The sequence below is a fragment of the Mycobacterium lacus genome (assembly GCF_010731535.1).
GTDB classification, from domain to species: domain Bacteria; phylum Actinomycetota; class Actinomycetes; order Mycobacteriales; family Mycobacteriaceae; genus Mycobacterium; species Mycobacterium lacus.
On record NZ_AP022581.1, the window covers coordinates 3,668,158 to 3,681,869 of the forward strand.

The following is a 13,712-nucleotide window of genomic DNA, read 5'->3' on the forward strand; positions in this document are numbered from 1 at the left end:
TCCTCTACGCCGAGTGGAGCTTGGCCCCAACCTATTTCATTCGGTTGGTTCGGGGTGGGTGAGGTTAGGCAGCTGCGGGCAGCTCGGTGGGGCCGGCGATGGCGGCGTCCCAGGTCACCCGGCGGGTGACGATGGTATGTATCCAGCGCAGCAGCGCGGCCGCGATAGCGGCTCGGGCTTGCCCGTCTTTGAGCGGATTGCGCTCTCGGCTAGTCAAATGCCGGTAGCGGGCGGCCATTACCGGGTTATTCGGCAGGGCGCCCCACACGGCGCGCCAGGCCGCCAGCCGCAGCCGGGGCCGGCCCCCGCCCGGAGATCCGCGACCGGCCCGTCATGGTGCCGCTGGCGTTCTCCCGCGGGCACAGCCCGGCGTGTTTGACCAGCGCGCGCGGGCTATCGAAGCGGGTGGGGTCGCCGGTTTCAGCCAGGATGGCGGCCGCCCCCCAGTGCCGAGACGCCGGGGATGCTGCTGACCAGCTCGGTCAACCCGAGTTCATCGAGGATGGCGACCATGTGGGTCTCCACCTCGGCCAAGCGGGTCTTGGTGGCGCGCCAATCGGCCAGCACCCACTTGGCGCGCTGCAGCGCACCCAGGCGCTGCGCCAATACCCCGGCCGGATCGGTCAGCGCGGTAAAGACCGCGGTCAGGATGCGCCGCCGGGGCCCCCGCCTTCCCCCCCAGCGCGCGAACTCCCGGCGTACCGCCTGCTCAAACCGCGTCGGGCCGAGCCGGGCCAGCCGCTGCGGGCGGCCATCACAACGCTCCAGCACCACCGCCAGTGCCGCACACCAGGTGATCGAGTCAAACGGGTCGGCGGCCGCGGTCAGCACCGCCGGCCAGGCGCACTCCAGCAGATCGCGCAGCTGCTGGATGGCCGCGGTGGCTGTGGTGATCAGCCGGTCCCGATAGGCGCCCAACTGGCGCAGCTGCGCCCAGCTTTCGTCGGCACGCTCGGGGACATAGCAGTCCAGCTGGGCCACCAGCCGCGCGATCAGCACCGCATCCTTGTGATCGGTCTTATCTCGGGTGTAGTCCTCGGTCTCGCGGGCCCGCCCAACCAGCAGCGGCTGCACACACACCAACGCCATATCCTGTTGGGCAGCAAGCTGATCCAGCACCCGCCAGCGATGCCCGGTCGGTTCACAACCCACCGTCACATCAGCGAAACCATGCTTGCGCGCCTCCTGGCGCGCCCACGCCAGTACCGGGCCCAGCCGCCACGCCTTGGCTTTCACCGTGCGACGGGCCAGCACCCGCGAATCATGATCGCAGAGCACCACCGCCTGCTTCTCATCGGCCAAATCGATCGCCAAAATCGCGTTGCTGGCCGGCACCAATTCCCGCAACCGAGCCAACCTGGCATTGCGCCGCTTGTCACCGCGCGACAGACCACTACCCTGAACCATGACGCCCTCCTGGATGTATTGGGATTCCAAGCCCGTCAACGACACCAGGAGGGCGTCCTTCTGATCAACATTCATCGGCATAGCTCTCTTACTACGCCGGGCGTGCGGGGGCTTTTGCGGCTGCTCGCGCTCCTAGAGTTCGGTGGCTGAGCCGCCGGCGGCGGTGATCTTCTCGCGCGCGCTGCCGCTGAACTTGTGCGCGGACAGGTCGACGCTGACGGTCAGCTTGCCGTCGCCGAGGACCTTTACCAGAGAGTTCTTGCGAACCGCCCCTTTGGCCACCAGGTCGTCCACGCCGACGACGCCGCCCTGCGGGAACAGCCGGTCGATGTCGCCGACGTTGACGATCTCGTACTCGGTGCGGAAGCGGTTACGGAAGCCCTTGAGCTTGGGCAGGCGCATGTGGATCGGCATCTGCCCGCCCTCGAAGGTCACCGGCACGTTCTTGCGCGCCTTGGTGCCCTTGGTGCCGCGGCCTGCCGTCTTGCCCTTGGAGCCGTCACCCCGGCCGACGCGGGTACGTGGGGTTTTCGACCCGCGCGCGGGCCGCAGGTCGTGCAGCTTGATGGTCACTTCGTACTACCTCCGGACTCTGCGGGCTCGACCTCAACAAGGTGCCGCACCACCGCGATCAGCCCGCGGGTCGCCGCGTTGTCCTCGCGGATCACCGAGTGGCGAATCCGCCGCAGGCCCAGGGTGCGCAGGCTCTCGCGCTGCTTCCACCGCGCCCCGATGGTGCTGCGCACCTGGGTGATCTTCAGCTGACTCATTGTTGTGCCCCCGAAGTTTGGGCCTCTCGTGCCGCGACCGCACTGGCCAGCGCGTCACTCTCCCGCCGCGCCTTCAGCATCCCGGCAGGCGCGACATCCTCGATCGGCAGTCCGCGGCGGGCAGCCACCTCCTCGGGCCGCTGCAGGAGCTTCAGCGCGGCCACGGTGGCGTGCACCACGTTGATCGCGTTGTCGCTCCCCAGCGACTTGGCCAGGATGTCGTGCACCCCAGCGCATTCCAGCACCGCGCGGGCCGCACCACCGGCGATCACACCGGTACCCGGGCTGGCCGGACGCAACAGCACCACGCCGGCGGCCGCCTCGCCCTGCACCGGGTGGGTGATGGTGCCGGCGATCAGCGGCACCCGGAAGAAGCCCTTGCGCGCTTCCTCGACGCCCTTGGCGATCGCGGCTGGGACTTCCTTGGCCTTGCCGTAGCCGACACCGACCATGCCGTTTCCGTCACCCACGATGACCAAGGCGGTGAAACTGAATCGGCGGCCACCCTTGACCACCTTGGAGACGCGGTTGATGGCGACGACCCGTTCCAAGTAGTTGCTCTTCTCGCCGTCCCGATCACGGCCGCCACGGCCACCCCCGTCGCGCCGGCCACGGCCGTCACCTCGCGCGTCGCGGCTGTCCCCGCGGGTGTCTCCGGCGCCAGCCGGCTGCTCCGCCATTATGCGGTCCCTCCGTTCATCAGAAACTCAATCCGTTCTCGCGCGCGGCATCGGCCAGCGCCGCGATCCGTCCGCCGTAGGTGTACCCACCCCGGTCGAACACGACGGTGTCGATGCCGGCCGCCTTGGCGCGCTCGGCGATCAACTGGCCGACCCGCACGCTGCGGGCTTTCTTGTCGCCGTCCACCCCGCGCACATCGGCCTCGATGGACGACGCGGCGGCCAGCGTAGTCCCGTTGATGTCGTTCACCAGCTGCACGTGGATGTGCCGCGCGGACCGGTGCACCACCAGCCGGGGGCGCTCCGGGGTGCCGGAGATCTTCTTGCGCAGCCGTGCGTGCCTGCGCAGCCGGGCGGCCCGCCGGGCCGCGGAAACTGATTGCGCCATGACTACTTACCCGTCTTTCCGACCTTGCGGCGGATCTGCTCGCCCTCGTAACGCACGCCCTTGCCCTTGTACGGATCGGGACGACGCAGGCGGCGGATATTCGCCGAGATCTGGCCGACCTTCTGCTTGTCTATCCCGGAGATGGTGAATTTCGTCGGCGTCTGGACCGCGAAGGTGATCCCTTCGGGGGCCTCGATCACCACGGGGTGGCTGTAGCCCAGCGCAAACTCCAGATTGGAACCTTTGAGCTGCACCCGGTAGCCGACGCCGAAGATCTCCATCTTGGTGGTGTAGCCCTCAGTGACGCCGGTGACGAGGTTGGACACCAGGGTGCGCGACAGCCCGTGCAGCGAGCGGCTGCGCCGTTCGTCGTCGGGGCGGGTGACCACGATCGCGCCGTCCTCGTTGCGCGCCACCCTGATCGGTTCGGCGACCGTCAGATCCAGGGTGCCCTTGGGTCCCTTCACCGAGAAGTTCTGTCCCTCGATCGTGACGTCGACGCCGGCGGGGACCGGAATCGGCTGCTTACCAATGCGCGACATAACTACCCCCTCACCAGACGTATGCGAGGACTTCGCCGCCCACGCCCTGTCGGGCGGCCTGGCGGTCGGTGAGCAGGCCCGAGGAGGTCGAGATGATCGCCACACCCAGGCCGCCGAGCACCCGCGGCAGGTTGGTGGATTTCGCGTACACCCGCAACCCGGGCTTGGACACCCGCCGCAAACCGGCGATGCTGCGCTCCCGGCTGGGGCCGTACTTAAGCTGGACGACCAGCGATTTGCCGACCCGAGCGTCCTCGGTACGGAAGTCGCTGATGTAGCCCTCGTTCTTGAGGATCTGGGCGATGTTGGCCTTGAGCTTGGAGTGCGGCAACCGCACTTCGTCGTGGTACGCCGAGTTGGCGTTGCGCAGACGGGTCAAAAAGTCCGCGATCGGGTCCGTCATGGTCATTGAGCGCCACTCCTCTTCATCGCTGCGCTCTGCATCGTCGTCAGCGCGGTCATGGTTTAGTCCTGTGTCCTGTCACCAGCTGCTCTTCTGCACACCGGGCAACTCACCCGCATGCGCCATCTCGCGCAGGCAGATCCGGCACAGCCCGAACTTGCGGTAGACCGCGCGGGGGCGGCCGCACTTGCTGCAGCGCGTGTAGGCGCGCACCGCGAACCGCGGCTTGCGTGCGGCTTTGTTAACCAGTGCCTTCTTTGCCATGTGCTCAGTTCTCCTTGAAGGGAAAGCCGAGGGCCCGCAACAGCGCTCGTCCTTCGTCGTCGGTCGTCGCCGAGGTGACAACGTTGATGTCCATGCCGCGGACCCGGTCGATCTTGTCCACGTCGATCTCGTGGAACACCGACTGTTCGTTCAGGCCGAAGGTGTAGTTGCCGACACCGTCGAACTGCTTGGGCGAGAGCCCGCGGAAGTCACGAATACGCGGCAAAGCGATCGAGGTGAGCCGGTCCAGGAACTCCCACATGCGATCGCCACGCAGCGTCACCCGGGCACCGATCGGCATGCCCTCGCGCAACTTGAACTGCGCGATGGACTTCCGCGCCCGGCGGATCTCGGGTTTCTGCCCGGTGATCAGCGCCAGGTCGCTGACGGCGCCGTTGATCAGCTTCGCGTCCCGGGCGGCCTCGCCGACCCCCATGTTGACCACGACCTTCGTCACGGTCGGGATCTGCATGACGTTGCCGTAGCCGAACTCTTTCTGCAGCGCATCCCGGATCTCGCTGCGGTAGCGCTGCTTGAGGCGCGGCTGCACTTTTTCTCCGGTCGTCATCAGATGTCCTTGCCGTTGCGCTTGGAGATACGCACCCGCTTGCCGGTCTCCTCGTCGACCCGGTAGCCGATCCGGGTGGGCTTGCCGTCGGAGTCGACCACCATCACGTTGGAGACGTGAATCGGCGCTTCCTGGGTGACGATCCCGCCCGACCGCGCGCCGCGCTGGGTGGTGGAAACCGCGGTGTGCTTCTTGATCCGGTTCACGCCCTCGACCAGCACCCGGTTGCGGTCCGGGTAGGCCTGCAGGACCTTGCCCTTGGCGCCCTTGTCCTTACCCGCGATGACCAAAACGGTGTCGCCCTTGTGGACCTTCATCTACAACACCTCCGGGGCCAGCGAGATGATCTTCATGAACCGCTTCTCCCGCAGCTCGCGGCCGACCGGCCCGAATATGCGGGTCCCGCGCGGGTCGTTGTCGGGCTTGATGATCACCGCCGCGTTCTCGTCGAACTTGATGTAACTGCCGTCGGGACGCCTGCGCTCCTTGACGGTGCGCACCACGACTGCCTTCACGACATCCCCCCGCTTGACGTTGCCGCCCGGAATGGCGTCCTTGACGGTGGCGACGATGACGTCGCCGATGCCGGCGTAGCGTCTCGACGAGCCGCCCAGCACCCGGATGCACAAGATCTCCTTGGCGCCGGTGTTGTCGGCGACCTTCAGCCGCGATTCCTGCTGAATCACTAGATCTCCTGACCTGGTCGACGTGTGCACGGCAGGAGAAACAGCTGACGTGCGCGGTCCCAAACGCTTGTGTCACCGAAGAGCACGCGGGGCCGATAACGCCTGCACGCACCAGCCGAGGTCTGCTCAAGGCAACCCCTAGAGTCTAGGGGACGACCAGCTCAGAGCCAAATTCAGGCACAAACCCATCTTTTCGCCAACGTGAGCCTGGCGCCCGATGCCTCAGGGGTGCTTCCCGACGATCGCCGAGATCGCCGCCTCCAGCATCGGGTAACCGATCCGTTCTTGCTCCAACCGCACAGCGGGTCCGAAGGCGTCCTCGACGAGGTCGCGGTACAGCGCCGCCTCGTCGGCAGTCAGATGCTTGAGGTCGGTATTCACCGGGGCAGGTTCGCGGTCCCAGCGCGTCTCATGGGCGAACAGCGTGGCGCGGTCCATCAGCATCGACCGCACCGTCGGAATATGGGAGCGCAACCGGTCGAGAATGCTGAAACCATGGGTGTCGATGTCGCCCCAGTAATAGACGGGCATCTCGCGTAGCCACGCCAACTGGCTGGCCCGAGAGACCCCGTACCCACCACCGAAGATGAGCAGCGAACGGGGCACCGGCGGAAAAGCCAAGCAAGTCACTTCGTTTTCCACCACGAAGACTCGCTGCGCATCCAACGGCAAGGAGGCGATCTCGCCGACGCAGAGCTCGACATCGGTGATACCGACCGGAAAAGGCGACACCGATGGATCGAGCACGCGGATACGGACGCGCGACGGCTTGCCGCGAAACCGGTACCGGGAAGCGAAGTCTCGGGCCTCCGGGACGGCCGGCCCGCCCGTCACCAGGTCGACGAGTTCGGCCACGATCGTGCGGTGCTGTTCGATGAACTTCGTATCCACTCCGGGCACGTCGATCTGGCGCAGGTACAGGCCGCGGTCGGCGCTATCGACGACCCACCGCACGCATCCCAGCAACTTCTCGAAATGCTCCTGGTGCGCAAGCGCCCGCATGGGTTTGTCAACGACCCAGGAATAGACCTGGGGCAGAACCTGATTGGCCAGCTCCACAAGTTCGTGATGCCGGCGCGCCGCGCCGGTGGTGCCCAGGAAGCGGACGAGGTCGTCGAAGGTCTCTATGCGGAAGCGATCGGGAATGGCGTTGGCCCCGATGCCACGCTTGCCGACCACTTTGGTGGTCACCGTGAATGGACCGTGCTGATCCGCCCAGTGCCGCACCCACGCGGCCACCTCCGCGTAGCGTGGACCGAGTTCGCCGACCGCCGGCCCGCGCAACGGCAGATCGATCGGGGAGAATGCTGCGCCGCGGGCTCGGTCGGCCAATATCGCGCCCGTGTCCCATTTCCTTCGCAGGCGATGACGAACGCTCGCCGGCGTCGACCACTCGGTCACGATGCCGACGGGCCGTTCACGGTCACCATGCCGCCCAGGCGCTTGCGCGCGCGGTATTCCTCGATCGTCAGCGATTGCAGCGCAGAGTTGTTGCCGTGCTTGTTCTCGACGAAGCCCACCGAAGACACGAACGGTTCGATGACGTGGATCTTCTGCAACGGCGTGACGATCAGCAGCTGCAAGCCCAGCTTTGAAAACAACGACAACGCGAAGCGCGTCGACTCGTCCGAGCCGCGGCCGAATGCCTCATCGATCACCACGAAGCGGAAGTCCTTCGCGCGCTTCACTCCCCACCGCAGGTTGAACTGGTAGGCCAGCGAAGCCGCGAGGATCGTGTAGGCGAGCTTTTCTTTCTGCCCACCAGACTTGCCGCCGGAGTCGGTGTAGTTCTCGTACTCGCTGTCATCGCTGTGCCACCGCTCAGAGGCGGCGAACACGCACCAGTTACGTACATCGGTGACCCGCTTGGCCCAGTTGCGGTCCGCCTCAGTCGTGCCCTCCCGGCCGCGGAGCTTCTCGATCAGCGCCTTGACCAACAAGAACCGGTCTTCGGAGTACTGGTCGCTGGCGTCAGCGCCGATGGAACCGTCGCTGCACCGCCGCAGCTCCTCGCGGAACGCCCGGATCTCCCGGTTGGGGGTCGGCGATTCTTCCAGCCGGATGTACCTGCCGGGGTTGTAGTCGATTCCGACCAGCGACTCGTTGATGGTCGCGATCCGGGAGCCGATCAGCTCCATCTGCTTGTTGAGTTCGGAGTGAAACCCAGCAAGGTCACGAATCGTGTTGGTGTTCAAGTATTCCTTGAACGCGGCCTCGAAACGAGGTAGGTCATCAGAGAGCAACCGTTCGCGCAGCGCGCGGTACTCATCGGCGGCCGCCACCGCAGAGTCCATCTCGAGGGTGTCGACTGGATACTTGCGACGAAATTCGGCCATCCGCCCAACGATCCGGCGCGCAAGCAGTTCGGCCTTTTCGGTGACGGCTTCGGCGTCCCCGGTCAGCGCCCGGTAATGCTTTGCTTCCTCATCGGCGCATGCCTGCGCGGTCGTCGGCACCTCGCCGATGCGAGCCGACAGCGCTTCGAAATACTCCGACGCCGCGTCGGCCTGCGGTTCGGCCACAACGCGCGCCGCCTCGGCCGCACCGATTTCCGCGCGCTCGCGGTCCTGGGAGAGCTTGCCGATTTCCTGCTCGACGCCACGGCGTTGCTCGTCGGCATCGTCGATGTCGGCCTCGACCCGCTCGATTTCGCGGCCGATGCGGGCCAGTTCACCCGAAGCCGCCTCCAATTCCCGTTTGCGTTGTTCGAGGCGCCCGATCTCGGTGACCATCGAGGCCCAGTCGATGTCGTCATAACTGCCGGCCAACACCGTCAGCTTGTCCAGCGCGGACTTGCGACCGGCGAGTGCCTCAAGCTCACCGGCGAGTCTTTTCAGACTGGCATCGACACGGTTGAGTTCGGCCTGCACGCGCTGCCCATCGGCCAGCAGCGCGTCGATCTTTTGCTCGTTGCTCCAGCCCAACACATAGAACCGGCGATCGTCGATGCGGCGCGAGTCGTCCTTCTCGTGACGGCCGCCGCGACCGCGGATCTGCCCGGCGCGGGTCACCGCGAACTCGTGGCGGCGGAACTCGTCCATGGTGTCCACACACGCGTGCGGTGCGCGGCTGGCGAGCTCGCGTTCGATCCACTCGTAGAACGGCCCCTCCTTGATCTGCAGCCGGTGCGCCAGCGCAGCGGGCCCCGGCGGTTCCAGGCCCTGGCGGGAGAGGGTCGCCGGCACGCGGTAGTAGACCAGCTTGCCGCCCAGATGGTTGGCATCCACCCAGTCGGACACCCGCAGATACAGCTGCTGCGACACCAGCAGCGACAGCCCGAACCCCCGCAACAGCCGCTCGGCGGCGCCTTCCCAGTCGGCCGCCTGGGGCGCGACCTGGATCAGCTCGCCGGCGAACGGGATCTCCGCAGGGTCGACACCCAACTCGTCGCACAGCCGTTGCCGGATGCGCATATTGCGGTCCGGGATGTTGCTTGGACGTGCGCGCAGGCTTGCCAGTTCGGTGGCGATCTCGGTCGCGTCGGACTGCAAGGCGCGCCGGACCACCTTCGCGTCGGTGCTGGCGTTGTCGACGTCGGCCATCGCTGCGTGCACATCCATTGCGGTTGAAGCGATCTCGGCTACCCGCTGGTCGAACTGACCCGCGTCGGCCACCGCGTCCAGACCGGCCTGGCGCAGGCAATCGTCGAACTGCTGCCGGCGCCGCCGGCGGTCGTCACGGCGAGCGGACCTGTCATCGAGCTGCCGGTCGATCTCGGCGATCTCGGCCCCGCCGTGCCCGGCCTGCTCGAGCTGCAGGCTTTTCAATGCGGCGCGCAGCGACGTCAGCGTCTGTCCGGTTGCGGCTCGGCGATGCTCCGCGTCGGCGAGCGCGCGGGTCAGCGCCGCGATCGAGTCGCGGTGCAGCCGCGCCCGCACAGTTGCGAAGTAGTAGCGCAACGCATCTCGCTGGCCATGCAGCATCGCCAGCTGTTGCGTCAAGGTGTCATGGGCGTCGCAGTCGTCCACTAAGGGCTCCAGGTCTGCCAGTTTGGCGCGCGCCAACACGACCGCATCATGCGCCTTGGTCAGGTCGTCGAAGTGCGTGATCAGCTTGTCCACCCATTCGGCGGCGTCGAACGGTTCGAGCATGTGATCGCGGACGAAATCGTTGAGATCACCCACCGACTTCATCGACACCGTTTGGTGGAAGAGTTCCATCGCCTGCTCGGAAGCGATGGCGAGCTTGCGGCGAAAGTCGCGGCTGTACTCCGGGAAATGGTCGAACACTGACGCCCCGGACTTGCGCAGCCGCTTGCGCAAGCTGGTCAGCTCGGTGCCGAAGTCGCTGAAATGCTCGGTGATGGACAATTCCGCGTCGGCGGTCACAAAGAATCGGTCCGGCTGGCCGCTGAACCCCTCCTTCGTCGAGAACACCTGCGCGAGAGTGACATCGGCGTCGAACCCCGCGTTGCGGAAGTATCCCAGCACCACCGAATACGTCCCGGAGTCCCGCAGGCCCACTGGGCGCGAGCTGCCGCTCGCCTCGTTGCGCTCGGACTTGTAGTAGCCGAGCACATATGACTTCAGATCGCGTTCCCGCGCCGCCGCGCCCGCGGCCCGGTTATAGGCGATGCGGTGCGCGGGAAACAGCAAGGTGGTGAGGGCGTCCACGAGAGTGGACTTGCCCGAGCCGATGTCCCCGGTCAGCAGACCGTTGCGGCCGTCGAGCCGCAGCTGCCACACTCGCCGATCGAACGTTCCCCAGTTGAGCACCTCGAGACGCTGCAACCGGAAACCCGTCAGCGTGTCGGTGCCGTCGTCGAGGTCGACCGCCGGAAACAAGCCGGTCACAGGGCCTCCCCCAATTCGGCGGCATACTCCGCGAGACGAGCGTCGAGATCGGACAGCCACTGTCCGTCCACAAACGCTTTCAGCACCCGGCGTACCTCGAACTGGTTGTCCTGCTTCGGCATTCGCCTAAGGAAGCCCAGGTCGACGGCCTTGGCGATGGTGCGATCGATCTGATCGGTGACCTTGGCCTCGTTGGTGGAGGTTGGCATGAACATCACCATCATGTCGAGGATTTGATCCCGGCTCAGGATTAGCCGGAACCCATCGTCGGCGGCGTCGGACTCGGCGAGCTTCTTGCGGAGCAGGGCCAGCATCAGGCTGGTGTGAAACGACAACGCGTGCCGGGGGATCAGCCGGGGGACGGCCTCGTCCTCACCGTCGGGATCGTCGGGTTTGGAGCGCAGGAACGCATACCCCTCGGATTCGTCGACCACCACGACGAGGCCCAGCGTCGCAACGTAGTCGCTGACCCGGGGCACCAAGGCGACCAGGTGCTGCCACACTTTCTCGTGCGTGTCGCGATACACCACCCCTTTCATCAGGTGGGTCACCACCAGCGGGAGGTTCAGCTCGTCGCGGGGTATGGTGGGCGTCGCGACCATCCTTATTCTCCAGAAAATCCGTTGCGCGAGTAGATAATTCGCGGCAATGTGGCGACGCGGGTCACACCGCCGTCGTCCGTCCAGTCCACCGTGTCACGGGCCTCGTCGTCGAAAACCGTAGTGAATGTCTCGTCGCCGAGCGACATGTAGGTGACAAGTTCGGCAAGCCCTTGGGTGATCGGGTTGCCGGCGATGACGTCGCGCAGGCCGACCTGGGCCGATCGCTGCAGCGCCTGGCGCACCGAGCGAATCAGCGGCGCGGGATCGACGTAGGTCTGCTCGAACAGCGCCGCGGCGTCGGTCTCGAAGCGTCCTTCCCGCACATCGCCGCTGTCGACCGCGGCGTTGTGGGCCTTGCGGTAGAGCGGGCGCTCCATCGGCAGCCGCACGGCCGGGGCGCTCGCGTCGATCTCGTGGGCGAAATCGGCGGTCCGACGGTCACGCAGTGCCAGGGCCGTCGCCTCGATGCTGCGAAGCAGTTCCATCACCCGACGATTCTCCAGCCACACCTGGTCGTCGAGAAAGCGCCGGAGCTGCTCGGAGAGCTGCCGCACGGTGGCCTGCGCGCGCTCTCCGGCGTCCAGCCAGTCGTGATGGATGAACCGTAGCCGCGCGTTTTCGCCGTCGAGCAACCCCAGCTGTTGCACACGATCGAGTAGCTCAACGAGCTCTTGCTGGCGACGCGGAGCCAGCAGCAGGTCGTAGAACGCCTGAAAGCTGCGGCCCTGGTCGGAGTCGCTGATGTGGCTGCGCCCGCCGACGACGTCGTCGAGCAGCTCTCCCTTCGCCCCGCCCCAGGTGGCGATGCGTTCCCGCAGGTCCCGGTCGAGGCGGCGAAAGTTGGCCTCGACCTCGCGGAAATCGGCCAGGAGCCCGCGCGCCGTGTCAGCGAATTGCTGGAATCGGTCGCGTGCGGAAGCGGTGTCGAGCACCGAGAAGTCACCGCTGGTGACGGCGGCGATCTCGGCATCGAGTTCGCGGCGTCGGCGTTCCAGTTCGTCCAGGCGGGCCTGGCTGTCGGTCTGCAAGCCGAAAACCAGTTGACGCAGCAACTCGAAAATCGTGTTGAGCCGGGATTCGGTGCCGACGAAAGACCGGTCACGCAGCCCGCGCACCCAGGCCACCGCCTTCTCGACCGCCGGGGTGGCGTCATAGTGCGGTTCGTCCGAACCCTGCGGATAGTACTTGCGCAACCAACCCGTCTCGGGCGCCGACCAGTCGTCGAGATACGCTCGCGCCGATTTGGGATAACCGTCCTCTCCGAGTTGTTCGTTGAGCGCGAACAGCTCGTCGTCCAGTTCGCTGGCCAGCCGCGACACGGCGATGTCGCGGACATTTTCGTCGACGAACACTCTCCCGAGGAACGACAGGATCAGCGGTGCGTTGTCCGCGCGCAACAGCCGCCACGCGGGACTACCGGCCCGCAGTGAGGCGATCTCCTCGTGCCGCATGGCCCAACGCTATCCCCGACCACCGACATCTCGTCTCATTGCCACAAGCGGGCGCGTGTCTGCGCCGCTCGCCTTAGCGCGAGCGCCGGTACCAGGCGGCGATGTACAACACCATGGCCGTTGCCAGCGCTATCAGCACCCAGATCACAACGGCCTGGTCCACCCACGAGCCCGCCGGCGGCGAGCCGGGCAGGATGGTGCGCAAGGGCACCACGGCGAACAGCATCGCGGCGTACCAGGTGCCGAATGGCGGCAGGAATTCTCGCCGGCCGGTAAGCATCTGAATGGCGACGAACAGCGCCAGCGTCGGCAGGGTGAACAGGACCAGGCAGATTCCGAGGTCGAAGAGCAGCGCACCCTTGGCCCTATGCAGGGTGATGATGACGTCGTCGGGCCGATCCGAGGTTTGGCTGGTGTCGCCGACTCGGGTGGCGGTGATGTCCCAGCCCTCCAACGACCCCGTCACTTCGACCCGGGCGGGCACGTATTGGCGTTTCTCCCCGGCCCCGACGAGCACGTCAGCAGAGATGGTGTCGGTGGTGTACGTGTCGAACGGCCATTTACCGGGGTCGCCGTGCGCTTCGATGGTGGCGGCAACTTGCGCCGGCGATTTTCCCACCGGGTACTGCAGGTCGCCCAGGTCGTTCTCTGGATAGATGCGCACCGAAAGATCGGTGGTCAACACGTCGAGGCGCTTGTCGATCATCGAATCGTCGGGCAGCACCTTCACTTTCACATCGAGGCGATTCGCGACGGTGTGCAGCTGCTCGAAGCGGACCAACACAACGGTGTCGTCGGTGGTGCCCACGTCCGGCTTGGGCAGCGGACCCGGTTCGCTGGCCAACCAGTGGTAGCCAAGCAGCGACAACACGTAGAGGACGATGACGCCGACGATGACGCAGACGTCGAGCACGAGGTGTCGTCGGTGCGGTTTGGGCTCCGGCGCACCGGCCGACCCCGACGGCTCAGCTGGTGCAACGCTGTCGGCCATCCGGGCTCACCGCCGCACCGAGGCCGAGACGAGTACGGGCCGCGCCTTACCAGGTGGAAAACCCGCCGACGAAGTCCGGCCTCCGTGACGCGACACGGAGACCGATGGTAGCAACCGGCGCATTCGCCGGCAGCGTTTCACGCGGCAACCCCCGGCCGATGCCCGCC

At 66.3% G+C, this 13,712-nt stretch carries 18 protein-coding genes; all 18 read right to left on the minus strand.

Annotation, left to right across the window (positions count from 1 at the left end; translation table 11 throughout):
• Positions 1-64: 64 nt before the first annotated feature.
• Complete coding sequence (locus tag G6N24_RS16830) at positions 65-268, minus strand: hypothetical protein (RefSeq protein WP_163745547.1); 204 nt, start codon at positions 266-268, stop codon at positions 65-67.
• On the minus strand, positions 246-431 hold the full coding sequence (locus G6N24_RS25910) for a transposase (RefSeq protein WP_163745650.1): 186 nt from the start codon (positions 429-431) through the stop codon (positions 246-248). The genes G6N24_RS16830 and G6N24_RS25910 overlap by 23 nt, the downstream gene beginning before the upstream one ends.
• On the minus strand, positions 421-1,482 hold the full coding sequence (locus G6N24_RS16840) for an IS110 family transposase (RefSeq protein ID WP_163745548.1): 1,062 nt from the start codon (positions 1,480-1,482) through the stop codon (positions 421-423). The genes G6N24_RS25910 and G6N24_RS16840 overlap by 11 nt, the downstream gene beginning before the upstream one ends.
• Before the next feature lie 57 nt (positions 1,483-1,539).
• Positions 1,540-1,980 carry a 50S ribosomal protein L15 gene (rplO, locus tag G6N24_RS16845; protein ID WP_085158488.1) on the minus strand — a complete coding sequence of 147 codons (441 nt, stop codon included), beginning with the start codon at positions 1,978-1,980 and terminating at the stop codon, positions 1,540-1,542.
• The gene (gene rpmD / locus G6N24_RS16850; protein WP_085158486.1) at positions 1,977-2,177 is read right to left on the minus strand and encodes a 50S ribosomal protein L30; all 201 of its coding nucleotides are present in this window, start codon (positions 2,175-2,177) and stop codon (positions 1,977-1,979) included. The genes rplO and rpmD overlap by 4 nt, the downstream gene beginning before the upstream one ends.
• Complete coding sequence (rpsE, locus tag G6N24_RS16855) at positions 2,174-2,857, minus strand: 30S ribosomal protein S5 (RefSeq protein WP_085158484.1); 684 nt, start codon at positions 2,855-2,857, stop codon at positions 2,174-2,176. Before rpsE ends, rpmD begins: the two co-directional genes overlap by 4 nt.
• A gap of 19 nt (positions 2,858-2,876) precedes the next feature.
• Positions 2,877-3,245 (minus strand): 50S ribosomal protein L18, encoded by a 369-nt coding sequence (rplR, locus tag G6N24_RS16860; RefSeq protein WP_085158482.1) that lies wholly within the window; start codon positions 3,243-3,245, stop codon positions 2,877-2,879.
• 2 nt (positions 3,246-3,247) lie between these two features.
• Positions 3,248-3,787, minus strand: a complete 540-nt coding sequence (rplF, locus tag G6N24_RS16865; protein ID WP_085158480.1) for a 50S ribosomal protein L6 — start codon at positions 3,785-3,787, stop codon at positions 3,248-3,250.
• A gap of 10 nt (positions 3,788-3,797) precedes the next feature.
• Positions 3,798-4,196 carry a 30S ribosomal protein S8 gene (rpsH, locus tag G6N24_RS16870; protein ID WP_085158478.1) on the minus strand — a complete coding sequence of 133 codons (399 nt, stop codon included), beginning with the start codon at positions 4,194-4,196 and terminating at the stop codon, positions 3,798-3,800.
• 72 nt (positions 4,197-4,268) lie between these two features.
• Positions 4,269-4,454 (minus strand): type Z 30S ribosomal protein S14, encoded by a 186-nt coding sequence (locus G6N24_RS16875; RefSeq protein ID WP_071511658.1) that lies wholly within the window; start codon positions 4,452-4,454, stop codon positions 4,269-4,271.
• 4 nt (positions 4,455-4,458) lie between these two features.
• Entirely contained in the window at positions 4,459-5,022 is a 564-nt protein-coding gene (gene rplE / locus G6N24_RS16880) for a 50S ribosomal protein L5 (RefSeq protein ID WP_085158475.1), read from the minus strand.
• Entirely contained in the window at positions 5,022-5,339 is a 318-nt protein-coding gene (gene rplX / locus G6N24_RS16885; RefSeq protein WP_085158472.1) for a 50S ribosomal protein L24, read from the minus strand. Before rplX ends, rplE begins: the two co-directional genes overlap by 1 nt.
• Entirely contained in the window at positions 5,340-5,708 is a 369-nt protein-coding gene (gene rplN, locus G6N24_RS16890; RefSeq protein WP_003403649.1) for a 50S ribosomal protein L14, read from the minus strand.
• 222 nt (positions 5,709-5,930) lie between these two features.
• A complete protein-coding gene (locus G6N24_RS16895) occupies positions 5,931-7,040 on the minus strand; it encodes a Wadjet anti-phage system protein JetD domain-containing protein (RefSeq protein WP_139822266.1) in 1,110 nt (369 codons plus the stop codon).
• Positions 7,041-7,105: 65 nt separating this feature from the next.
• A complete protein-coding gene (locus tag G6N24_RS16900) occupies positions 7,106-10,501 on the minus strand; it encodes an ATP-binding protein (RefSeq protein WP_085158467.1) in 3,396 nt (1,131 codons plus the stop codon).
• Positions 10,498-11,103 carry a DUF4194 domain-containing protein gene (locus G6N24_RS16905; protein WP_085158464.1) on the minus strand — a complete coding sequence of 202 codons (606 nt, stop codon included), beginning with the start codon at positions 11,101-11,103 and terminating at the stop codon, positions 10,498-10,500. Before G6N24_RS16905 ends, G6N24_RS16900 begins: the two co-directional genes overlap by 4 nt.
• Before the next feature lie 2 nt (positions 11,104-11,105).
• The gene (locus G6N24_RS16910) at positions 11,106-12,554 is read right to left on the minus strand and encodes a DUF3375 domain-containing protein (RefSeq protein ID WP_085158461.1); all 1,449 of its coding nucleotides are present in this window, start codon (positions 12,552-12,554) and stop codon (positions 11,106-11,108) included.
• Between the two features lie 73 nt (positions 12,555-12,627).
• Positions 12,628-13,545, minus strand: a complete 918-nt coding sequence (locus tag G6N24_RS16915) for a DUF4436 domain-containing protein (RefSeq protein WP_085158459.1) — start codon at positions 13,543-13,545, stop codon at positions 12,628-12,630.
• Positions 13,546-13,712 lie beyond the last annotated feature (167 nt).

Coding starts and splice junctions, on each gene's coding strand:
- G6N24_RS16840 (WP_163745548.1), bottom strand. CDS start 1,482: ATGAATGTTGATCAGAAGGACGCCCTCCTGGTGTCGTTGACGGGCTTG.
- rpmD (WP_085158486.1), bottom strand. CDS start 2,177: ATGAGTCAGCTGAAGATCACCCAGGTGCGCAGCACCATCGGGGCGCGG.
- rpsE (WP_085158484.1), bottom strand. CDS start 2,857: ATGGCGGAGCAGCCGGCTGGCGCCGGAGACACCCGCGGGGACAGCCGC.
- rplR (WP_085158482.1), bottom strand. CDS start 3,245: ATGGCGCAATCAGTTTCCGCGGCCCGGCGGGCCGCCCGGCTGCGCAGG.
- rplF (WP_085158480.1), bottom strand. CDS start 3,787: ATGTCGCGCATTGGTAAGCAGCCGATTCCGGTCCCCGCCGGCGTCGAC.
- rpsH (WP_085158478.1), bottom strand. CDS start 4,196: ATGACCATGACGGACCCGATCGCGGACTTTTTGACCCGTCTGCGCAAC.
- G6N24_RS16875 (WP_071511658.1), bottom strand. CDS start 4,454: ATGGCAAAGAAGGCACTGGTTAACAAAGCCGCACGCAAGCCGCGGTTC.
- rplE (WP_085158475.1), bottom strand. CDS start 5,022: ATGACGACCGGAGAAAAAGTGCAGCCGCGCCTCAAGCAGCGCTACCGC.
- rplX (WP_085158472.1), bottom strand. CDS start 5,339: ATGAAGGTCCACAAGGGCGACACCGTTTTGGTCATCGCGGGTAAGGAC.
- G6N24_RS16905 (WP_085158464.1), bottom strand. CDS start 11,103: ATGGTCGCGACGCCCACCATACCCCGCGACGAGCTGAACCTCCCGCTG.
- G6N24_RS16910 (WP_085158461.1), bottom strand. CDS start 12,554: ATGCGGCACGAGGAGATCGCCTCACTGCGGGCCGGTAGTCCCGCGTGG.
- G6N24_RS16915 (WP_085158459.1), bottom strand. CDS start 13,545: ATGGCCGACAGCGTTGCACCAGCTGAGCCGTCGGGGTCGGCCGGTGCG.